Annotated in this window: 19 protein-coding genes; 15 read left to right on the top strand and 4 right to left on the bottom strand. The window is 38.6% G+C overall.

The window, feature by feature from the left end:
- Window positions 1-128 precede the first annotated feature (128 nt).
- The 4 genes from C9J34_RS13735 to C9J34_RS22640 are packed head-to-tail and all read left to right on the top strand — an operon-like array spanning window position 129 to window position 3,522.
- Window positions 129-1,025: a LysR family transcriptional regulator gene (locus C9J34_RS13735; protein WP_107840722.1), complete on the top strand. Its 897-nt coding sequence runs from the start codon at window positions 129-131 to the stop codon at window positions 1,023-1,025.
- 51 nt (window positions 1,026-1,076) lie between these two features.
- A complete protein-coding gene (locus C9J34_RS13740; protein WP_107840724.1) occupies window positions 1,077-2,561 on the top strand; it encodes a DEAD/DEAH box helicase in 1,485 nt (494 codons plus the stop codon).
- Window positions 2,561-3,352, top strand: a complete 792-nt coding sequence (locus tag C9J34_RS13745) for a YqhG family protein (protein ID WP_238600663.1) — start codon at window positions 2,561-2,563, stop codon at window positions 3,350-3,352. Before C9J34_RS13740 ends, C9J34_RS13745 begins: the two co-directional genes overlap by 1 nt.
- A gap of 11 nt (window positions 3,353-3,363) precedes the next feature.
- Complete coding sequence (locus C9J34_RS22640) at window positions 3,364-3,522, top strand: hypothetical protein (protein ID WP_476638798.1); 159 nt, start codon at window positions 3,364-3,366, stop codon at window positions 3,520-3,522.
- 96 nt (window positions 3,523-3,618) lie between these two features.
- Here the strand turns inward: C9J34_RS22640 and C9J34_RS13750 are convergent, their stop codons facing one another.
- The gene (locus C9J34_RS13750) at window positions 3,619-4,494 is read right to left on the bottom strand and encodes a TetR/AcrR family transcriptional regulator (RefSeq protein ID WP_107840726.1); all 876 of its coding nucleotides are present in this window, start codon (window positions 4,492-4,494) and stop codon (window positions 3,619-3,621) included.
- A 199-nt stretch (window positions 4,495-4,693) separates the two neighbouring features.
- Between C9J34_RS13750 and C9J34_RS13755 the strand changes: the two genes are divergently transcribed.
- On the top strand, window positions 4,694-6,193 hold the full coding sequence (locus tag C9J34_RS13755; RefSeq protein ID WP_107840728.1) for a DHA2 family efflux MFS transporter permease subunit: 1,500 nt from the start codon (window positions 4,694-4,696) through the stop codon (window positions 6,191-6,193).
- A 39-nt stretch (window positions 6,194-6,232) separates the two neighbouring features.
- Here the strand turns inward: C9J34_RS13755 and C9J34_RS13760 are convergent, their stop codons facing one another.
- Both C9J34_RS13760 and C9J34_RS13765 read right to left on the bottom strand, forming a co-directional pair.
- Window positions 6,233-8,026 (bottom strand): M3 family oligoendopeptidase, encoded by a 1,794-nt coding sequence (locus tag C9J34_RS13760; protein WP_107840730.1) that lies wholly within the window; start codon window positions 8,024-8,026, stop codon window positions 6,233-6,235.
- 149 nt (window positions 8,027-8,175) lie between these two features.
- Window positions 8,176-9,033 carry a M23 family metallopeptidase gene (locus tag C9J34_RS13765; protein WP_107840731.1) on the bottom strand — a complete coding sequence of 286 codons (858 nt, stop codon included), beginning with the start codon at window positions 9,031-9,033 and terminating at the stop codon, window positions 8,176-8,178.
- 402 nt (window positions 9,034-9,435) lie between these two features.
- Here C9J34_RS13765 and C9J34_RS13770 point away from each other — a divergent pair, with 402 nt between their 5' ends.
- A complete protein-coding gene (locus C9J34_RS13770; protein ID WP_107840733.1) occupies window positions 9,436-9,723 on the top strand; it encodes a hypothetical protein in 288 nt (95 codons plus the stop codon).
- 59 nt (window positions 9,724-9,782) lie between these two features.
- Here the strand turns inward: C9J34_RS13770 and rnhC are convergent, their stop codons facing one another.
- Complete coding sequence (rnhC, locus tag C9J34_RS13775; RefSeq protein WP_107840735.1) at window positions 9,783-10,700, bottom strand: ribonuclease HIII; 918 nt, start codon at window positions 10,698-10,700, stop codon at window positions 9,783-9,785.
- A gap of 840 nt (window positions 10,701-11,540) precedes the next feature.
- On the opposite strand from rnhC, the gene zapA reads away from it, so the two are divergent.
- The 9 genes from zapA to C9J34_RS13820 all read left to right on the top strand — a co-directional run bounded on the left by zapA (window position 11,541) and on the right by C9J34_RS13820 (window position 21,596).
- Complete coding sequence (gene zapA / locus C9J34_RS13780) at window positions 11,541-11,801, top strand: cell division protein ZapA (RefSeq protein WP_107840737.1); 261 nt, start codon at window positions 11,541-11,543, stop codon at window positions 11,799-11,801.
- A 4-nt stretch (window positions 11,802-11,805) separates the two neighbouring features.
- Complete coding sequence (locus C9J34_RS13785) at window positions 11,806-12,345, top strand: CvpA family protein (RefSeq protein WP_107840739.1); 540 nt, start codon at window positions 11,806-11,808, stop codon at window positions 12,343-12,345.
- A 67-nt stretch (window positions 12,346-12,412) separates the two neighbouring features.
- Window positions 12,413-14,122: a DNA polymerase/3'-5' exonuclease PolX gene (polX, locus tag C9J34_RS13790; RefSeq protein ID WP_107840741.1), complete on the top strand. Its 1,710-nt coding sequence runs from the start codon at window positions 12,413-12,415 to the stop codon at window positions 14,120-14,122.
- 18 nt (window positions 14,123-14,140) lie between these two features.
- Window positions 14,141-16,507, top strand: a complete 2,367-nt coding sequence (locus tag C9J34_RS13795) for an endonuclease MutS2 (protein ID WP_107840743.1) — start codon at window positions 14,141-14,143, stop codon at window positions 16,505-16,507.
- Window positions 16,508-16,519: 12 nt separating this feature from the next.
- Complete coding sequence (locus C9J34_RS13800) at window positions 16,520-16,933, top strand: DUF350 domain-containing protein (RefSeq protein WP_107840745.1); 414 nt, start codon at window positions 16,520-16,522, stop codon at window positions 16,931-16,933.
- A gap of 164 nt (window positions 16,934-17,097) precedes the next feature.
- Entirely contained in the window at window positions 17,098-17,958 is an 861-nt protein-coding gene (locus C9J34_RS13805; protein ID WP_107840747.1) for an alpha/beta fold hydrolase, read from the top strand.
- 308 nt (window positions 17,959-18,266) lie between these two features.
- The gene (locus C9J34_RS13810; protein ID WP_107840749.1) at window positions 18,267-19,955 is read left to right on the top strand and encodes a long-chain-fatty-acid--CoA ligase; all 1,689 of its coding nucleotides are present in this window, start codon (window positions 18,267-18,269) and stop codon (window positions 19,953-19,955) included.
- Window positions 19,956-20,224: 269 nt separating this feature from the next.
- Window positions 20,225-20,806: a TetR/AcrR family transcriptional regulator gene (locus C9J34_RS13815; RefSeq protein WP_107840751.1), complete on the top strand. Its 582-nt coding sequence runs from the start codon at window positions 20,225-20,227 to the stop codon at window positions 20,804-20,806.
- A 16-nt stretch (window positions 20,807-20,822) separates the two neighbouring features.
- Complete coding sequence (locus C9J34_RS13820; RefSeq protein WP_107840752.1) at window positions 20,823-21,596, top strand: enoyl-CoA hydratase; 774 nt, start codon at window positions 20,823-20,825, stop codon at window positions 21,594-21,596.
- Window positions 21,597-21,701 lie beyond the last annotated feature (105 nt).

Raw genomic sequence — 21,701 nt, forward strand, 5'->3', positions numbered from 1 at the left:
TATCTCTCCTAACGTTTTCATCCATTTATCTTTGTGCCTAAAGATAAAAACTACATTGTTTACTATACATCATTGATATGTTATAAGTAAAATTAATAATAATTATGAGGAGTATAAGTAATATTAATATGATTGGAAAATTAGATTATTATCGTATTTTTAATGTAGTCAGCAAAAATAAAAGCTTTTCCAAAGCTGCAGAAGAGCTATTTATGACGCAATCTGCTGTTAGCCAAGCAATAATGAAATTAGAAAAGGAGCTAACAATACCCCTTTTCCATCGTACGCCAAAAGGAGCAGTTTTAACTGATGAAGGACAAGTGTTATATGAATATGTACAATCAGCGCTCGGCATTTTGCATGCTGGTGAAGAGAAGCTGTTGGAATTTAAGCATTTGACGACAGGTCAGCTACGTATCGGCGTAGGAGATACAATTTCACGTTATTTTTTGCTACCTTATTTAGAAATGTTCCATTTGAAGTACCCAGGTATTCGACTTACTGTATTAAATGGAACAACATCTGAAATCCGAGATTTTATAAGAGCGGGAGAAGCGGATGTGGGCGTTTGTAATTTACCGATTCAAGACGAGCAATTGCAAGTGCATCCATGCAAGCAAATTCATGATATTTTTGTGTGTGGGGAAAAATATAAAAACTTAACGAAAAAGCCAGTTCCTTTGTCGTTGTTAATGAAAATGCCGTTAATTTTTCTTGGTAATAAGGCGAATTCACGTAATTATGTAGAAGAATATTTAAAGGAGCAAGGCTACCAGTTAACGCCAGAGTTTGAGCTAGGCTCACATGATTTATTGCTACAGTTTGCGCAAATCAATTTAGGGATTGCCTGTGTGACGAAGGAGTTTGCAATGGAATATTTAGAAAAGGGACTATTATATGAATTGCCATTACAGCAACCATTGCCTGAACGAAGTATTGGCATTTGTCATTTAAAGTCAGTTCCACTTTCAAGAGCGGCAAAGAAATTTAGTGAGCTTATTCATCCAACAATTGCCTACGAATAAAGTTTGTTTTTTGGGACACCCTACAAGCAATTGAATGTTGAGGTGGTCCATATGGAAATTGAACAATCAACGGAATGGCAAGAAGGTTTTATGCAGCGACTAAACGGTGAGCAGCCTTGGCAAAGTTGGGCACTCTATCAAATGAACTATGAGAAGACGAAGGCTCAGTTAATCTTAGATTTTTCGGGTTTGCAATGTGTGAAATATTTGCCCATGCTCTCGCCGTTACAGCATCAAATTGATGCCGCAACGACAGTTATTGAGCAAATGCATGGGAAGGCGATTTTAGCGGATGAAGTAGGCTTAGGAAAAACGATTGAAGCAGGCTTAATTTTGAAGGAGTATATGGTGCGAGGACTTGTACAAAAGGTGCTTATTTTAGCACCAGCCTCGCTCATTACACAATGGATTGAGGAACTGACATTGAAATTCCACATTCCGGCAGTTGCTTATCATAAAAAATATGGGCTCGATCAATGTAATATCGTTGTGATGAGTATGGATACCGCCAAGAAAAGCCCGCATAAAGAACGAATTTATGCGCAAAATTTCGACATGATAATTATTGATGAGGCGCATAAATTAAAAAATCATAAAACGCAAATTTATGAGTTTGTGCAAAGCCTGAAAAAGAAGTTTTGTTTATTGCTAACAGCAACACCAATTCAAAACAATATTTTTGAATTGTTCTATTTAATTTCCTTATTAAAGCCTGGGCAATTAGGGAGCTATGAGGCATTTCAAGCTGCATTTTCAGCTAAAAAACAAACAATTGCACATCAAGAATTTTTACAGGAGCTTGTGCATCAAGTGATGGTGCGAAATCGGCGAGAGGACACAAATATTGAATGGACGAAGCGTCATGTACAAATTGTACCGATTCATTTTTCACCAGAGGAACAGACGCTATATGAGCAAATAAGCAACTTAAACGTACCGAATCCAATTACGCGCTTAACACTGCAAAAGGAGCTATGTAGCAGTAAAGAAGCTGTTTATGAAACATTATCCAAAATGTCAGAGCAATCCGAGGAACTCATCGAAAACTTGCAACAATTAACAATCAATTCAAAGGCGCAAAAAACAGTAGAATTAATTAAGCAAATTAATAGTAAAGTCATTATTTTTACAGAATATCGTGCAACACAGCACTATTTGCAAGCGTATTTATACGAAATGGGCATTACCTCTGTTTTATTTAATGGCAAATATAAAAAAAGTAAGCGTGATTATATGAAGCATTTATTTAAAGAGTATGCACAAGTATTAATTGCAACAGAGGCTGGTGGCGAGGGCATTAATTTGCAGTTTTGTAGCCATGTCATTAACTATGATTTGCCATGGAATCCGATGAAGCTGGAACAACGCATTGGACGTGTTCATCGTTTAGGACAGACGGAAGATGTACAAATTTATAATTTTGCAGTTGAACAAACTATTGAGCAACATATTTTGGCGCTACTTCATCAAAAAATTGATGTGTTTGAGCAAGTAGTTGGGGAATTAGATGCGATTTTAACGAATAGGAGCGGATGATGGAGGCTATGGATTCGCAACAAATCAATCAATTTTTAATGAATTTTTTTAGTGAAACAGGCTGTGAGGTTGTACGACAACATGACGCCTTACACGTGCAATTAACCGTTGAAATGGATAAAAAAATAATGAATCGCCCATTTTATTGGCAATATATCGAAGCGACAAATAGCGTACCAAATCCAGCTCGATTAAATTTGACAACGAGCATGCAAGGGCAGGGAGAGATCATTCACTTTGGTTCACCAAGATTACAGCAGTTACATCAAGTAACTGAGGAGTTAGGGGCATATGTGCAATTGTATGAGCATACAGAAGCCGTTGCGCAAAATTTCTTAACACCATGGCTTGCAGTAAATTATAAAGTAGCATACTGCTGTGATTGCACAAAAGAAATGCTCTATTCATTTGGCCTAAATTTAATGACAGGCTATGTGATGCGAGATTTTCATGGGCTACTCGTACAAAAGAATTTGCAAGCGACCAAACCACAAAACAGTTTTTGTGTGCAACATATTATTACGCCAGCAAGGGGTTTGCAACGTTTACAAATGACAATGGAAGAAATTATTTTACAGGATAACCATGCTTGGGCGGATGAAGCTGCAATCAAATGGCAGCGAGAACAGCGCGTATTAAATTATTTTTACGATAATATTGAAGAAAAGCCTGAAACTTATACTATTGAGCAACAGGCATTGCAGGAGCGCTATCAAGCAAAAATTAAAATGGATGTTGTGAATGGTGGACTATTTTATCTTGATTCGGTGGATAGCGGCAAAAAACATTGAAATGTTTATTTTTGGTGATGTTTTTATATGGTGTGATTATGATGAGCAGACATAGAGGGCATATGTCTGCTCATTTTGTAGCCGAATATGTAACGATGTTCGGTAAAAATTCCGTGGTAGCATTGCCACTACAAATACTTATTATCGGACCGTTCGTTATGTTTTTGTGAATTTTATTAAATAGACATAAAAAAGGGATACTTGAAAAGGTAACAATTTTTCAAGCATCCCTTTTGTGTTGAATGGGTGCATTCAGATTTTGCTAATTATTTTAATAGGAACGCAATTTTATAAGATAATTCAATTGCCTCTGCTTCGTGTGTTGTGTTTTTAAATGCAGTGCGGAAGCTTTGGAGTGTTGCTTTAATCACATGCTTTCGCCATGAGGGTTGTGTTAATTCCTCGATAAGAAAAGTGACGAGCTCATGACCTGATGCATTTGTTTTCGTTTCTAATTGCTTAACGAAGCCTGTCAACTGTTCGATGACACATTCCTTTGTAATAACAGGCTGCTCGCTTTTCTTTTGTATACGCTGCAAAGCATCAATAGTAATTAATACATCATTGTTTTGCTGCATCGTTGGTAACAATGCTTCAACATATTCTAATCCTTTTTGTACTAGCTGATGTAAGTCAGCTGGTACATGATACGCTCCGCGCCATGCCATCCCTAAATAGTGTGTAATACCAAAAAAAATCAGCGCACATTCGAAGGCATATGGTCGAATTTCCTCACCAAAAACATTGATAAAACGCTCTGTCAGCCATTTTATTTCATGAAAGCGATGTTGACGTAATCCTTTCTTCAATTCCAAATCACTTGATTGAAAAATACCTTCAAATAATGTCATTAAATTTTGCTCCTCATGAAGCTTCATTGGAATAATGATTTGTTCAATGAGTACATGTATATCTTGCTCATCACGATTAGTAAGCAATTCATAACGCTGTAGCTGTGCTGTATAACGTAGCTGTTCTAAAATAGCTAAAAAACATTCGTTTTTAGAAGCGAAATAATTATAAAACGTACCTTTTGAAATATTTGAATGCTCAATAATATCTTGCACTGATGTATGATGAAAGCCTTTTTCTATAAAAAGCTGTAACGATGCCTCAATAATTTTCCTTTTTCTTGTATTCATTTTAGTTCATTCCCTTGAATTTACTTTTATTAGGTGTTACTTGTTTTTATTTTATACTATCATTCTATCTTTAAAACGCTTATATTTCAATGTTTTTAAACTGGTAGTAAAAAATAGTTGATAATTTTAGACTGTGAGTATAAAATAAATCGAGTGAAACTTCGAAACATGAAATAATAAAGAAGAGAGGATTTTAAATATGACAACAGAAACATTAAAAAAACCGCCGTATTTAATGATTGCCATTTTATTTATTGGCACATTTGTCGCTTTTTTAAATAATACATTGTTAAATATCGCATTACCTTCCATTATGGTTGACTTAAATATTGAAAATTACTCAACCGTTCAATGGCTTTCAACAGGCTATATGCTAGTGAGTGGAATTTTAGTTCCAGCATCGGCTTTTTTAATTACAAAATTTAAAAACCGCACAATCTTTACTGTATCGATGGGATTATTTTTACTTGGGACAGTGATGGCGGCATTTGCGCCAAGTTTCGGTATTTTAATTGCAGGACGTATGGTACAGGCAGCGGGAGCAGCGACGATGTCACCGTTATTAATGAATATTATGTTAATTAGCTTCCCAATTGAAAAACGAGGGACAGCGATGGGGTTATTCGGTTTAGTGATGTTTGCGGCGCCAGCTATTGGCCCAACATTATCGGGCTGGATTGTCGAGCATTACGATTGGCGTGTGCTTTTCGAAATGATTATTCCATTTGCGGCAATTAGCTTGCTTCTTGGTATGTGGAAGCTACGCAATATTATGCCAACACGTGAAGTAACGATTGATTATCTATCATTAGTTTTATCAACAGTTGGATTTGGCGGCTTACTATATGGCTTCAGTATGGCAGGCTCAAAAGGTTGGGGAGAGCTAGAAGTATACGGTACGATTATTATAGGGGCGATTGCTTTAGCTACATTTATTGTACGTCAATTAAAATTAGATGAGCCATTATTGAATTTACGTATTTATAAATATCCAATGTTTGCTCTATCATCTGTTATTTCGATGGTAATGTCTGTGGCAATGTTTTCAGGGATGATTTTAACACCTGCCTATGTACAAACAGTGCGCGGTATTTCACCGTTTGATGCAGGCTTAATGATGCTTCCTGGGGCACTCGTGATGGGCTTAATGTCGCCAATCACAGGTAAACTTTTTGATAAATATGGCCCTCGTCTTATTGCGGTTATTGGGCTAATTATTATGACCATATCAACATATTATTTATCTAAATTATCGATGGATTCTTCATACGCTTATATTATTACAGTTTATACGGTGCGTGCATTTGGTATGGCGCTTGTCATGATGCCGATTATGACAAACGGTTTAAATCAAATACCAATGAAGATGAATCCGCATGGTACAGCGATTAACAATACAGCACAGCAAGTAACAGGTGCAATTGGTACAGCTATTTTCGTTACAATTATGAATGCACATACAAAGTCACGTGCGGCCACGTTAGCAGCTGAAGCACAAGAACAAGCTGCGGCTAGCGGCATTCAGCCAACAGAGGCGCAAATTGCAGAAATGACTGCACAAATTGGGCAAGCAGCAATGCTCGATGGCATTAACTTCACATTCTTTGTAGCAACAGTTGTTTCATTCGTCGCGCTTATTTTAACATTCTTTGTGAAACGTGTAGATGTAACAAAAAGAGAAGATTATCAAGCACAATAAAAAAACGGGCAAAGTCATATACGACTTTGCCTGCTTTAATTAATTCGATGTTAACGCAATAAATTCCTCAACATCTTTTTCACAAAGTGCGATACCTTTTAGCCAGAAATCACGTTTTGTAATATCTTCGCCTAGGTGCTTCATTGCTAAATCTTCCACCGTCATTACCGCTGTATCACGTAGTAATGCGATATATTTCTCTTCAAACCCAGTGCCTTCCTCTTTTGCCTTCGCATAAATGCTGAGCGAGAATAAGTAACCGAATGTGTAAGGGAAGTTGTAGAACGGTACACCCGTAATAAAGAAGTGTAGCTTTGTAGCCCAGAAGTGAGGGTGCGTTTCGCCAAGAGCGCCTGCATGCGCCTCACGCTGCGCTTCTTCCATTAATTCATTCAAGCGTTTTGAAGAAACAACACCATTTTTACGTTCTTCATAAAAGCGTGTTTCGAACAAGAAACGTGCATGAATATTCATAAAGAAGGCAACAGAACGTTGTACTTTATCTTCTAATAAAGCGATTTTTTCTTCTTTTGTGCTAGCTTCTTCCACTGCTGCATCTGCTACAATCATCTCTGCGAATGTAGACGCAGTTTCTGCCACGTTCATTGCATAGCCTGTATTTAATGGGTGAACAGGGCGTAGTGCATAGCTATGGAATGCATGACCAAGCTCGTGTGCTAATGTCGCTACATTAGACATAGAGCCTGAATATGTCATGAAAATACGTGATTGTTGTGCTAATGGGAAGCCTGTGCAGAAGCCACCTGGTTTTTTATTGTCACGGTCTTCCGCTTCAATCCAGCCATCCTCAAATGCAGTGCGTGAGAATGCTTCTAACTCTGCGCCAAAACGACCGAAATGTTTCAAAATAAAGGCAGCACCTTCTTGATAATCCATTTTTGCTGTCGCTTCTGTTACAGGTGCGTCAAAGTCGTACCAGTTTAATTTTTCATCGCCAAGCATTTGTGCTTTATGTGTTAAATAACGTGCAAATGTTTCCTTGCGCTCTGTAATTGCACCCCACATCGCATCAAGTGTTTCTTCCTTCATACGGTTAATTGTTAACGGCTCTTTTAACACATTGTCCCAACCGCGCTTTTTGTAAACGTTTAAGCGGAAGCCTGCTAAATGGTTTAATGTTTTCGCGAAAAATTCCTCGCGCTCTGTAAATACTTTTTCAATTGCCTCAAAAGCTGCTTTACGCACTTTTGGGTCTTTATGTGAGCTTAAGTTATTCACTTGACCGACAGAAAGCGATTTCACTTCGCCATCTACTTCAACCTCTACACGAATATCGCTAATTAATAAATCATACATTTCGCCCCAAGAACGGTAGCCATCAACTGTTAACGAAGAAATCAAGGCCTCTTCCTCTTCAGAAAGCGATTCTTTTGATGCATCACGCCACTCCGTTAAGATGAAGGCAAATGGAGCAAGCTCATCTGTTGCAATTAATTGCTGGAATATTGTTTCTTCAATTTGACCTACTAATTGACGGAGCTTTTCATATGATGGTGCTACTTCTGCATGAAGTGAAGAAATTTTACCTAGCAATAACATCGCTTCACGGTCTTTAATATTTTGCGCATTTAAACAAGATAAAAACGCGCCTGCTTGTCCCATATGCTGACGGACATCCTTCACCTTATCAATCACCTGTAATAAGCCTGCTGTTTCCGTGGCAGCCTGTGGCACGGAAAGTTCGCTCACAAATTGCTGTAAGTCTTGCACTAAAGCCGCTGTTTTTTCTAAATGTGCTGCAAATTGAGGTGAGCTACTGCCACCTGCGAAAAATACATCTAAATCCCACACTTCTGGATAATTCGTTGTCATGAAAATTCCCCCTATAAACAAATTCTTTTCTATTTTACAAAAATTCCGAACAACTTTCACGTATTTTATTCGATTTTCGAAATATTTATTTCAATAGGATGGTGAGAGAAGAGGTACACGCTGACTAAAAACACGATTTATTAGTGCAATCATGATGGGCTTTGTTGCACGAAATCTCCTCGTCTCGGCTCTCTACCATCTTTAAATCGAATACGAATAGAGCGACCATCATCTAAAATAGGTGAATCACTCACTTGGAAATGGATATGTGCTTCGCTTGAATGACCTGAATTGCCACACAAACCTACTACCTCTCCCTGTTTCACGTAATCACCTTCTGTTACGGTGAGAGAATGCTGCTTGAAATGAACAATGATGCTATATTCATTATGACCATGGTCAATGACAATGTAGTTACCAGATGGGTTTTCTTCATTCATTTCCCCTGGTTTGTTGTCTATAATATTATTTTCAATTTTCACGATCGTACCTGCAGCAGGGGCAACAACCTCTTTTCCAAAGGCAAAATAATGTTCATTGTCATTTGGATGCCCAGCATATGTACGGTTTTCTTCCATAATAACGAAGTCGAAGGCATAGCGCTGGCTTGCGTAAGGGTAATGATAATTAATTAACTCATTATTGCCTCCCCAAAAAGTAAACCATTCGTCTCGCATAGGCAAAATAAATTCATTTTTTGTCCATTGTTGATCCGTTTCAGGAAAAGGCTGAAGCGGAAGCAACTGCAGAGCCGTAATGATATTTTCACTGTCAAACAGGGCGATTATTCCTTTCGTTCCTGTATCGTCTATCCATGTGTACTCCTTGCTATCTCCAATAGGCGTAATAGCTTGAAGGAAGCATTGCTGCGTACCTTCGCTGAAAGAACAAATAACGTCCTGTAATTCAGATAAAGCAATTTGATTTTGAAAAAGCTCGCTCGTTTGATTATAAATCATTTCACAATCGCCACTTAAAATTAATTGATCAAGTTGTTCAGGTTGCATATATTTACCTCCTAATATTAGTTCTTCTTTCATATTATAGAAATTTCATAGCGATTGCATATAAATTCCCTTGTTTTGAAATATACCTAGCACTATAGCGATCTTTTCAGCACAAATTTTACTTAATTTAGCAATGTTTACTGTGTGAAAGTGAGATGTCTGATATGAATAAAGAAGTCTCTCGTGTTCATAAGTGTGGGGATGAATGTAAGAAATCTATCAGAAGAAGTTCCAAAAACCTTGCTGATACAGAAGAAATCCGTCTAAGAACGTCATGACAAGTGTGTGATTATCATGTTGGTCTAAGTTACTGACGTAATTGATAAAAAATAGAGTTTTCAAAAAATTATTTATCTATTATAATAGATAAATGAGAACGTACATTCTTTTGGAGGTGAAACTATGAGCTATGATTTAATGGTTTTTGATAAAGAGCAAGCTCCAAGCAATAAAGAAGCTTTTTTGCAATGGTATGATGAACAAACAAAATGGGTGGAACCTCATGATTATACAACACTAGCAATTACAACACTAGCATTACAAAAATGGTATCAGGACATGGTGAAACAATTTCCAGACATGAATATGGTAGATGAGGAATTACTGGATGAAGAGGGCGGGTTAGAAGGGCGTTTGACTGAATATAGCATAGGCTATGCCATGATTTATACGCTTTTGCATGGTCTGTAGCAATGGATAGATTAGGAAGAGGAGTGCCCGGGAAATGATACTAGGACACCCCTTTTTTACTATTTTAGTAACTTTCGTGCCTTTTCCGTATTGGCAAAATGCCATTTGGAAATGGAGCGCAATGTTTCTTCACCTTTTGTTTTCCAAATTTTTGCGGCCATTACGTCTACTTTGCTACCTGCCCCTTTTTGTAAAGTGTAACCAACGAGCTCACTTAAACGATCCATCTCCTTCAAAAATGCATAGCGAGCTAAAATGGAGGCAGTTGCGACTGCAGCATGTAAACTTTCTGCCTTTGTCGAAAATAAGACATTGTCGCGGACGATTTCTTTTTCCTTTTGTAGATGGCGATAATACGTGTCGCGCACCGCAAATTGATCAATTAAAATATATTGTGGTTCTTCTGGAGCAATTTTGTTTAACACATGCTTGAGCGCTTGATTGTGGAGCAATGCTTTTATCTTTCCTTGCGAGTAGCCCTTTGCTTGTAAGGCATTGTACTTGTCATTGCGCAATGTCAAAATGCTGTATGTGCAAGCTTTCATTAAATCAGGAGCGATTTTTCGCATATAGTCATCCGTCAGCATTTTCGAATCTTTTACACCAAGCTCCTGCACAAGTGGAATTTTGTCTGCTGGTACATAAACAGCTGCGACAGTAACTGGACCGAAGTAATCACCTGTACCTGTTTCATCTGAGCCGGCAACAGACAGATCAGCAAAGTTTTCAGGTAGCTTGTCGCCCTTTGCTGCGCTACTTTTGGCATTTGTAGTAGCAGTTCCCCAGCGAGCCGCCTCACGCTCTGCACCGCCGCCTTGAAACATCACTTTGCCAGATTTATATGCAGTAATTGATGTATCTGTTAATTTTGCAGCAAAGACGACGCCTGGTGCATTGCGGCTCACCTGATTTTTGGCATAAGCATTTTTCACTTCTTGCACTTGGTCATTTGTTAAGAGTAAAACGATATTGGTCATTGCTTTCGTCCTTTCTATGAACTTCCTTTATTGTGCGAGTGATTAGAGGAGAAGTCAACTGCTTGGATTTATATGTTAAAAATGAAGTGTTAATAGGATTAAATGCTACTTAATTTAAGTTTAAAATCAGCAATTGACCAATCCCGGCAAATGGAGAGATGACGAGTGATTATGCCTTGAAGTATCAAAATTATGTGCTGGATGCTATCATAAAATCAAAGGGATATTAGTATTGTTATTTCCTAAAAAGCTGTTGGGAGGATGAACAATGAAAAAAGAGCAAAAAGAAAAAGTTGTTTTAATTGCCTCAGCACCTAAAGGTTACGGGGAAAAATAGTGGAGCATCAATTGTCCCAAATGAAAAAAGAGAATGTCATGTTACAAAGAAAATTATCTGAAATTAAGCGATTCGTATATTAAATATTTGAGAATTGTGGTATTTGAAAAGAATTCTTAAATGATATAAAGAAGCAGAAGTCCTATACTGTGACTGCTGCTTTTTTTATATTAATTTTGATGATAGTAATTTAGAAAATATAGCTGAAAATAAATTCTTACATAATATACTCATTTCCCTTAATTGCTAAGCTTCGCCTTACCTCACCATATACAGTGTCTTACGCAGTCGAAAACATCTAAAATGCCGATACTACCGCATTGCAATTAGTCTAATGTTGTATTCTATATGGTAAAAATGGTATGATAGGTAGTATGAAAATTGCAGAAAATCGAACAGGAATTGCATAAAGCCATATATTGTTACTTCAAATACTGTATGTGAAGTGCACTGGCTACCTGCTTGAGTTGCTGTCGTTGCCTATGCTTTTGGGAGGAATTACTTTGGCTGAACAAGAAAAAAATCGAATTTCAGTTGAAATTTATGGACGTACATATAAAATGGTTGGTACGGAATCGACAGGGCATATGCGATTAGTTGCTTCCATTGTCGACGATAAAATGCGTCAAATAAGTGCACATAATCCATCATTAGATAGCACGAGACTAGCAGTACTTACAGCGGTTAATTCTGTACATGAATTATTACAACTGAAAGCGCAAGTCGAGGCGCTCGAAGAAGAAGTGAAAAGGTTAAAGGGTTGAGTAAATGCTAGATATTATTTTATTAGTAATCTTATTTATAAGTTGTGTTATTGGAGCAAAACGTGGTTTTATTGTTCAATTGATTCATTTAGGAAGCTTTCTTATTGCCTTGCTTGTAGCCTATATTTATTATAAACCATTGGCGCAAAAATTCGTGCTATGGATTCCATATCCTGGTTTTACAGAAAATGCGACGATGACGTTAGTATTGGATTCTTTAGATGTCGATCGTACATTTTATCGCGTCATTGCTTTTGCGCTTATTTTCTTTGTCACGAAGCTGGTTTTGCAAATTATTGGCTCCATGTTTGATTTTTTAACGTATTTACCGCTACTTGGTTCGTTAAATCGCTTATTAGGCGCTGTATTAGGCTTTATTGAATTTTATTTCATCATTTTTATTGCGTTATATGTGTTGGCATTATTACCATTGGAATTTATCCAAAGTGTGTTGAACAAATCGATTTTAACAAGCTTAATATTGGAGCATACGCCAGTGATTACGAAAATGTTTCAAAACTGGTGGTACATTTACGTAAAATAAATAACACTTGTTATGAGTGGAGCCTCTCTCGATAAATGAGGGAGGCTTTTCTTAAGGGGAGAGAAACATGAACAAAAAGGTGATTATTCGTACGCTTGAAAAAATAGCTTTATATTTAGAGTTACAAGGAGAAAACTCATTTAAAGTATCCGCGTTTCGTAAAGCGGCGGCTGCACTCGAAACAGATGAGCGTAGCTTAAGTGAAATAGAGGATATTACAGCAATTAAAGGCATTGGAAAAGGGACGGCTGCTGTCATTGAAGATTTACTGCAAAACGGGCAATCAGCTGTTTTACAGGAGCTAGAGCAAGCTGTGCCAAAAGGCTTGATTCCTTTAATGAAAGTACCTGGCCTAGGCGGTAAAAAGCTAGCGAAGCTCTATCAAGAACTAGGTGTGACGGATGTCGATTCACTATTACAAGCATGTGAAGCAGGGCAAGTACAGGCACTAGCAGGCTTTGGTGCAAAAACGGAAGAGAAAATAAAAAAGGAATTAATGAATTTAGGCTCACGTGCAGAAAGACTACCAATTTGGCAGCTAGAATCTGTTGTGTTAGAAATCAATGAGGTGCTTGCCAAAATTGCGGAAGTAGAGCGCTTTTCAGTTGCAGGTAGCTTCCGTCGTACAAATGAAACGAGCAAGGATGTCGATTTTATCGTGGCAACAACTGCGCCTGAAGCCGTAAGAGAGGCGATTTTATCACAGCTTGTTATTTTAGAAATTGTTGCGGCTGGCGATACAAAGATATCGGTTGTTTTAGATCAAGACGAGCCTGTTAGCGTCGATTTCCGATTAGTTACACTGAGCGAATATGCGACTGCCTTGCATCATTTTACAGGCTCAAAGGATCATAATGTGCGCATGCGCCAGCTTGCAAAGGCACAAGGCAAAAAAATTAGTGAATATGGAGTAGAACAGCCAGACGGGACAATGATGACATTTGCCTCTGAGCAAGAGTTTTTCGCCCATTTTGATTTGCCATTTATTCCACCTGCTGTACGTGAAAGTGGCAAAGAATTGGAGCGTATAGAGGAATTACAGCAGCTCGTTCAACTAGACGATATTATATCCGATTTGCATCTGCATACAACATGGTCTGACGGGGCACATTCCGTTGCAGAAATGGGACAGGCTTTAATTGAAAAAGGTTATCAATATGCAGTCGTTACCGACCATTCACAATATTTGAAAGTAGCAAACGGCTTAACGCCAGAACGTTTAGCGAAACAAAAGGTAGAAATTGAACAATTTAATGCACAGCAGTCCAGCATCCGTTTATTTAGAGGGACGGAAATGGATATATTACCAGATGCAACCTTGGATTTTTCAGATCAAGTGTTGCATGAGCTTGATTTTGTTATCGCTTCGATTCATTCAAGCTTTACACAGTCGCAAGAGAAGATTATGGAGCGACTTTATACGGCCATAACAAATCCATATGTGCACATGATTGCGCATCCAACAGGGCGAATCGTTGGGCAGCGTGGTGGCTATAATCCAGATATTCCGCAGTTGATTGAATGGGCAGCGGAGCATGGTAAAATACTTGAATTAAATGCGAATCCATATCGCCTTGATTTATGCACAGAGCATTTACAGCTAGCGATGGAGAAAAATGTACCAATTGCCATTAATACAGATGCTCATGCAATCGAGCATTTGCGCTTTATGGACATAGGGGTTCAATATGCACAAAAGGCATGGCTAAAAAAGGAATTGATTGTCAATACATGGACGTTGGCCCAATTTGAGGCATGGATTCGCCGAAATAAATAGACATAGGGGGTGTTTTTCATGATCGAAAAACGAGCATTGAAAACACTAGAGTTTGATAAAATACGACAACAGGTTGCACAGTTTTGTACATCTTCAATTGGGAAATCTGCGATTGAAGAGCTAGTGCCTGAAACAGATTATGAAACAGTTGTAGCACTATTAGAGGAAATGGATGAGGGGTTATCCATTTTACGCGTAAAGGGCAATGTGCCGATGGGGGGCATTTTTGATGTGCGTCCACATGCAAAGCGTGCCCAAATCGGTGGGATGCTTTCACCGATGGAATTAATGGAAATTGCGAGTACAATACGAGCGAGTCGTATTTTACGTAATTTTATAGAGGATTTAGAGGCGGATGAAACAATCACGATTCCGCATTTTATTGAGCGTAAAGAGCAAATACCAGTTTTAACAGCGCTACAACATGAAATTAATGATTGCATCGATGAGAATGGCGGTGTCTTGGATTCTGCAAGTGTGACATTGCGAACAATTCGTCAGTCACGTCGTGCAGAGGAAGCAAAAGTACGCCAAAAGTTAGAAAGCTTGACGCGCGGTGCAAATGCAGCGAAAATGCTGTCAGATTCGATTATTACGATTCGTAATGACCGCTTTGTTATTCCGGTAAAGCAGGAATACCGCGGACATTATGGTGGGATTGTGCACGACCAATCATCATCAGGTCAAACATTATTTATTGAGCCAGATGCGGTTGTGCAAGCAAATAATGAAGTGCAACGTTTAAAGGTGAAGGAACAAGCCGAAATCGAGCGCATCTTACTCGCTTTGACAGTAAAAGTGGAGGAAGTGGGACATGACTTATTTGTCCTCGTTCAACTGCTTGGCGAAATCGATGTGATTTTAGCAAAAGGTAAATATGGTCAAGCGAATAAATGTACGATGCCGAAAATGAATGCAGACGGCTATATTCGCTTAGTACGTGCAAGACATCCACTGTTACCAATTGAAGAAGCGGTAGCGAACACGATTGAATTTGGTCGCGATGTGACAGCGATTGTTATTACAGGACCAAATACAGGTGGTAAAACGGTAACGTTAAAAACGGTCGGTCTTTGTACATTAATGGCACAATCAGGTTTACCTGTGCCAGCGTTAGATGGTTCAGAGCTAACGGTGTTTGAGCAAATTTTCGCTGATATTGGAGATGAGCAGTCGATTGAGCAATCGCTGTCAACATTCTCTTCTCATATGGTTAATATTGTCGATATTTTAAGCAAGTTTGATGATAAATCGCTTGTGTTATTTGATGAGCTTGGGGCAGGTACGGACCCACAAGAGGGTGCAGCACTTGCGATTGCGATTTTAGATGAAGTCGTAGATTATGGTGCACGTGTTATGGCAACGACGCATTATCCTGAATTAAAGGCATACGGCTATAATCGCCCGAGCGTAGTCAATGCGAGTGTGGAGTTTGATATTGAAACATTAAGCCCAACATATCGCTTATTAATCGGTGTGCCAGGGCGCTCCAATGCATTTGAAATTTCCACAAGACTTGGTTTGAAAACAAATATTATCGACCGTGCGAAATCATTTACAGGAACGGATCGTCATGAAGTTGAATCTATGATCGCCTCTTTAGAAGAAAGTCGTGTACGTTCAGAGCGTGAAGCGGAGGAAGCACATGGCTTATTAGAGGAAGCAAAATATTTACATGAGCAGTTAACAGAGCGTATTCGCACATATGATGATAAAAAAGAGAGCTTAGAGAAAAAGGCGAAAGAAAAGGCGCGCAAAATTGTTGATGATGCGAAACGTGATGCGGAAGCTATTATTGAAGAGCTGCGCGCAATGAAAAAAAATGCAGCGAGTGCTGTCAAAGAGCATGAATTAATCGATGCGAAAAAGCGTTTAGAAGAAACAGCTCCACAGGACAATAAGGTACTACAAAAAGTAGCAGCAGAACGCAATCGTGCGCAAAATTTAGCTATAGGTGACGAAGTAAAAGTAATTAGCTATGGTCAAAAGGGTGTTGTATTAGAAAAAGCATCGAATGACGAGTGGGTTGTCCAAATTGGGATTTTAAAAATGAAGCTACCAGAATCTGATTTACAATATGTGAAGCCGGAGAAAGAACAGCAAACGCGCGCAATGGCAAATGTTAAAAATCGAGGAAGCCTTGTGAAGCTCGAATTAGATTTGCGTGGTGAGCGTTATGAGGACGCACTGTTGCGTACAGAAAAATATTTAGATGATGCATTGTTGGCGAATTATCCACGTGTTTCAATTATTCATGGCAAAGGGACAGGGGCACTGCGCCAAGGAATTCAAAGTTATTTAAAAGGGCATAAGCGTGTGAAATCATTCCGTTACGGTGAGGCTGGAGAAGGTGGATTTGGCGTAACAGTTGTAGAATTAAAATAGAGGGGGGAGCTTATGTTAGCATCTGCATTTTGGCAACATCCTTTAGTGGAGACAGCCGGTTATTTTAGCGTTGTTGTACTTTGTTTAGTCGTGTCGATGGTATTGTTCGAAGTAGTAACGAAGTATAAAAACTGGGAGGAAATCAAAAAAGGTAATGTAGCTGTAGCCTTGGCAACAGGCGGAAAAATTTTAGGTGTTTGTAATATTTTCCGCTATTCGATTGAGCGCCATACATCGCTAATTGAGATGCTTGGCTGGGGGTTATATGGTTTTTCATTACTTATTTTTGCTTATTTTTTATTTGAATTTTTAACACCGCTTATTAAAGTAGACGAGGAAATCGCCAATGATAATCGTTCAGTTGGCTTTATTTCTTGTACGATTTCGGTCGGCTTATCATTTGTTATTGGAGCAAGTATTTCGTAGGAGTGTCGGAAGATGGAAAAGCTAGCAAAAGTGTTAATGATTGTTTGTGTCGCATTTATCGTAGTAGGGATTTATTATATGTTGACAAGATAGAGGCTTTTGGACGTGCAGGCATTTGTTTGTACGTCCAAAAGCTTTATGTTTGTTGAGCAAAGGAGGAGCAAATGCAAGGAATTATAGCGAAAGTAAACGGTGTGTCACTCTGGCATCTTGTCCAAGGTCAGGGTACGCCAATTGTATTTTTACATGGAGGACCAGGAGCGTATGATTATTTAGAACCTCTATCCGCGTTGTTGGATGATAATTGCTTTCAAATGATTCGATATGAGCAACGAGGAAGCTGGCGATCTGAGAAAACAGGCCCTTATAATATTGAAACATTTATAGAAGACTTAGAGCAGTTACGCATTCATTTAGGTCTGAAAAATTGGGTTGTATGTGGACATTCTTGGGGGGCATCTTTGGCATTAGCGTATGCAATTAAATACCCTAGAAATGTTAAAGCGTTAATTTATATATCGGGAACAGGTATTGATGCTGCTTGGCATCTGGACTATCGTGAAAATAGACTGAACAGCATGACACCATCTGACAGAGCAGAGTATATGTATTTACGTTCAGCTATCGCAACAATGGAGGGGGAGAAAAGAGCGCATACACAGCATCGATTACGTGAGCTTAGCTTAAGAACGGATTTGTTTAATCAAAATAACTTTCATAAACTTCCTCGTATGGATGGACAGTTTGTAAACAATGAAGTGAATCAAAAACTTGGTGCGGAGTGCGATGTGTATTTTGGCAGCGAGGAGTTTAAGCAAGCTGTTGCCTTCAATAAATTTCCCTCCCTTTTTGTTCATGGCGAGGTAGATCCCCGACCATATCGTTATGTGGCAGAGCTTGCAACTAATTTGCAAAACTGCAAATTTGTATTGATTCCGCATGCTGGACATTACCCTTGGCTAGATAACGCAGCTATTTTAAAAAAGTATATTAACGAGTTTTTATCCCGTATTAGCAGGCAGTGATATTTTCCACAACGAGTAACTGTAGGAGCACTGTTTTGTGCGCGAAAGCGAAGTATCAGCAGTAACAATAACAGGCAAGGCTCTTCGTAACATTTAGGTGAGAGAAAAGCTCAGTTAATTCAAAAAATAAATCCTTTCTCTAGTACTAAAAACAGTCATGTTCTCCATAAACTATAGCAAGTAATAAATTGCATATTCGAGCGAATTTTCTAATTAATAACAAGAAACCGATTGTAAACGCATTCATTTTTCACTATAATGATTGTTAATAGCATATGAAAAATATACTAGGCGAAGGGGAGAATGTTATGACAGAGAAGGTGTGGTTAAAGAAGTATCCCGAGGAAATTCCGCATGAAATTGAGCTACCGACAATGCCGGTACAGCAATTTTTAACGGAGGCTTACAATGTATACCCTGACAAAGTAGCAGTACATTTTATGGGGAAGGAACTAACATATAAGGAGCTCTATGAGTCAGCTTTGAAGTTTGCTAACTATTTACGCTCTTTAGGGGTGGAGAAAGGTGATCGTGTGGCAGTCATGCTGCCAAACTGTCCGCAAGCTGTTATCGCTTATTATGGTACGATGTATGCAGGGGGAATTGTTGTTCAAACGAATCCGCTTTATACAGAGCGAGAGCTACAATATCAAATGGCTGATTCTGGTGCCAAAGTGCTTTTAGTCATGGATATTTTGTATCCGAGAGCAATGAAAATAATGAAGGAAACCGCTTTAGAGAATGTGATTGTTACCGGGATTAAAGACTATTTACCATTCCCGAAAAATTTAGTTTATCCATTTATTCAAAAAAAGCAATATGGCTTTAGTGTAAAGGTAGAGCATAGCGGAACAAATCATCTATTTACGCATATTATGCAGTCTAGCTCACCTCAACCAATAGATCTCGACTTTGATTTTGAGCAAGACCTAGCATTATTGCAATATACTGGTGGAACAACAGGTTCACCAAAAGGGGTTATGCTAACGCATAAAAACTTAATTGCTAATACGAAAATGTGTGATGCATGGATGTATAAAAGCGAAGAAGGCAACGAATCAATTTTAGGCATATTGCCATTCTTCCATGTCTATGGCATGACAACTGTGTTAATTTTAGCGGTGATGATGAAGGGGAAAATGGTATTATTACCGAAATTTGATGTGGAGCAAGCGCTAAAAACAATCGATAAGCAGAAGCCAACATTGTTCCCAGGAGCGCCAACGATGTATATTGGTTTACTAAACCACCCAGGTATCGGTAATTACGACCTTTCTTCGATTAAGGCATGTTTAAGTGGTTCAGCGCCATTACCAGTTGATATACAGGAGAAATTTGAGAGAATTACTGGTGGTAAATTAGTTGAAGGCTATGGATTAACAGAAACATCTCCAGTAACGCATGCGAATTTTATTTGGCATGATCGTATAACTGGCTCAATTGGTGTACCTTGGCCAAATACAGATGCGATTGTTTTACGCGGAGGCGATTATGAGCCTTTACCACCAGGTGAAATTGGTGAAATTGCAGTAAAAGGTCCACAAGTAATGAAGGGCTATTGGAATCGCCCAGAAGAAACAGCGATGTCATTTTACGATGGTTGGTTCTTAACAGGAGATTTAGGTTATATGGATGAAAACGGTTATTTCTATGTTGTTGATCGTAAAAAAGATATGATTATTGCAGGTGGCTTCAACATTTACCCACGTGAGGTTGAAGAAGTGCTGTATGAGCATGAGGCAGTACAGGAATGTGTTGTTGCAGGTATTCCTGACCCATACCGTGGTGAAACTGTAAAGGCATATATTGTATTGAAAGAAGGTCATTCAGTAACAGAGGAACAATTAAATGAATTTTGCCGTAAAAACTTGGCTTCGTTTAAAGTGCCACGCCACTATGAGTTCCGTAAAGAGCTTCCAAAAACAGCAGTAGGAAAAATTTTACGACGCACGTTAATCGATGAGGAAAAACAAAAGCTTGCAGCGAAGGAAGCATAAGCAATGACGCCTTAGCGTAATTGCGTCCAGAAGTGAATGTATTGAACACTCACTGCATAAAAGGCAATATACACATTCATTGCATTATCTGTAGAGACGTGTGTATCCTACTAAATCATAATAAAATATTTTGTGAACTACTTGACATATAGTAGAACAAATAATAATATAAAAACATGAATGAATGGTCATTCATGTTTTTGTTTTGAGTCAGCAATAGGCTAATTCAAAACAAAGCGTAATTGATTTTTGTACTGGTGGTGAAAAACATGAAGCGCAATAAGCCAAAATATAAACAAATTATTGATGCTGCTGTGATTGCAATTGCTGAAAATGGCTACCATCAGGCACAAGTTTCTAAAATTGCCAAACAAGCTGGTGTAGCAGACGGAACAATTTATCTTTATTTTAAAAATAAAGAGGATATTTTAATTTCTGTCTTTCAAGAAAAGATGGTCGTGTTCGTTGAAAATTTGCAGGAAATATTAAAAAGTGGTGAAACTTCTTCAGAGAAATTATGTCGAATGATTGAAAATCACTTTGCAGTATTAGCCAACGATTATCATCTAGCTACAGTGACACAATTAGAATTGCGTCAATCAAATAAAGAAATTCGTTTAAAAATCAATGCGATTTTAAAGGAATATTTACAATTACTTGATGAAATTTTAATCGAAGGTATGGTATCTGGAGAATTTAATTCTGCAATGGATATTCGTGTAGCACGTCAAATGGTATTTGGCACAGTAGATGAAATTACAACAACTTGGGTTATGAATGACTATCGCTATGATTTACTTGAACAAGCGCCAAAAGTGCAGCAATTACTACTGAAAGGCTTAAAAGCTTAAAGGGGTGTATGGGAGAATGGAATTTCTCAGTTGGACAATAGATGAAGGGGTAGCGGTTGTAACGATTCAGCGCCCACCAGCCAACGCGTTATCGCGCGGGATGATTGCTGAAGTCAATGAAATATTGGATGCAGTTGAACATAATGATGATGTACGTGTCATTATGCTACATGGTGAAGGGCGCTTTTTCTCTGCTGGTGCAGATATTAAGGAGTTTACAGAAGTATCATCAGGTGCGGAATTTGCTAAGTTAGCTCAGCATGGACAAAATGTTTTTGAGAGATTAGAAACATTCCCAAAACCTGTGATTGCAGCTATTCATGGTGCAGCGTTAGGCGGGGGACTAGAGCTTGCAATGGGCTGTCATTTACGCTATGTGACAGAAGGAGCAAAGCTCGGTTTACCGGAATTACAGCTCGGTCTAATTCCTGGCTTTGCAGGCACACAGCGTTTACCGCGTTATGTTGGGTTCGCAAAGGCAGCGGAAATGCTGTTCACATCTGACCCGATTACAGGAGCAGAGGCTGTCCAGTGGGGGCTAGCAAATCAAGCATTTACTGATGAGGAGCTATTACCAAAAACGCTTGAAATCGCGAAAAAAATCGCAAAGAAAAGTCCTGTTGCACTTAAGACAGCTATTGCGATGTTGCAATATTCAAAGCCTGCTTCCTTCCATGAAGGTGTAGTAGCTGAGGCTGAAAGTTTTGGTACAGTTTTTGTATCAGAAGATGCAAAAGAAGGAATACAAGCATTTATTGAAAAACGTCAACCGGTTTTTAAAGGTAAATAATCAATTACGCTCCAGCGTAATTGCGTCCGGATTTTTTCGAGCATGCTCGAAGTAGAAGTTAACCTAAAACCGTCACATCCTGTGACAACGGTTAACTGACCTGCA

Origin of the sequence: Metasolibacillus meyeri (genome assembly GCF_003049505.1) — a bacterium.
In the GTDB taxonomy this organism is placed as follows: Bacteria; Bacillota; Bacilli; order Bacillales_A; family Planococcaceae; genus Metasolibacillus; species Metasolibacillus meyeri.

Coding starts and splice junctions, on each gene's coding strand:
- C9J34_RS13735 (WP_107840722.1), top strand. CDS start 129: ATGATTGGAAAATTAGATTATTATCGTATTTTTAATGTAGTCAGCAAA.
- C9J34_RS13740 (WP_107840724.1), top strand. CDS start 1,077: ATGGAAATTGAACAATCAACGGAATGGCAAGAAGGTTTTATGCAGCGA.
- C9J34_RS13745 (WP_238600663.1), top strand. CDS start 2,561: ATGGAGGCTATGGATTCGCAACAAATCAATCAATTTTTAATGAATTTT.
- C9J34_RS13750 (WP_107840726.1), bottom strand. CDS start 4,494: ATGAATACAAGAAAAAGGAAAATTATTGAGGCATCGTTACAGCTTTTT.
- C9J34_RS13755 (WP_107840728.1), top strand. CDS start 4,694: ATGACAACAGAAACATTAAAAAAACCGCCGTATTTAATGATTGCCATT.
- C9J34_RS13760 (WP_107840730.1), bottom strand. CDS start 8,026: ATGACAACGAATTATCCAGAAGTGTGGGATTTAGATGTATTTTTCGCA.
- C9J34_RS13765 (WP_107840731.1), bottom strand. CDS start 9,033: ATGCAACCTGAACAACTTGATCAATTAATTTTAAGTGGCGATTGTGAA.
- C9J34_RS13770 (WP_107840733.1), top strand. CDS start 9,436: ATGAGCTATGATTTAATGGTTTTTGATAAAGAGCAAGCTCCAAGCAAT.
- rnhC (WP_107840735.1), bottom strand. CDS start 10,700: ATGACCAATATCGTTTTACTCTTAACAAATGACCAAGTGCAAGAAGTG.
- C9J34_RS13785 (WP_107840739.1), top strand. CDS start 11,806: ATGCTAGATATTATTTTATTAGTAATCTTATTTATAAGTTGTGTTATT.
- polX (WP_107840741.1), top strand. CDS start 12,413: ATGAACAAAAAGGTGATTATTCGTACGCTTGAAAAAATAGCTTTATAT.
- C9J34_RS13795 (WP_107840743.1), top strand. CDS start 14,141: ATGATCGAAAAACGAGCATTGAAAACACTAGAGTTTGATAAAATACGA.
- C9J34_RS13800 (WP_107840745.1), top strand. CDS start 16,520: ATGTTAGCATCTGCATTTTGGCAACATCCTTTAGTGGAGACAGCCGGT.
- C9J34_RS13805 (WP_107840747.1), top strand. CDS start 17,098: ATGCAAGGAATTATAGCGAAAGTAAACGGTGTGTCACTCTGGCATCTT.
- C9J34_RS13810 (WP_107840749.1), top strand. CDS start 18,267: ATGACAGAGAAGGTGTGGTTAAAGAAGTATCCCGAGGAAATTCCGCAT.
- C9J34_RS13815 (WP_107840751.1), top strand. CDS start 20,225: ATGAAGCGCAATAAGCCAAAATATAAACAAATTATTGATGCTGCTGTG.
- C9J34_RS13820 (WP_107840752.1), top strand. CDS start 20,823: ATGGAATTTCTCAGTTGGACAATAGATGAAGGGGTAGCGGTTGTAACG.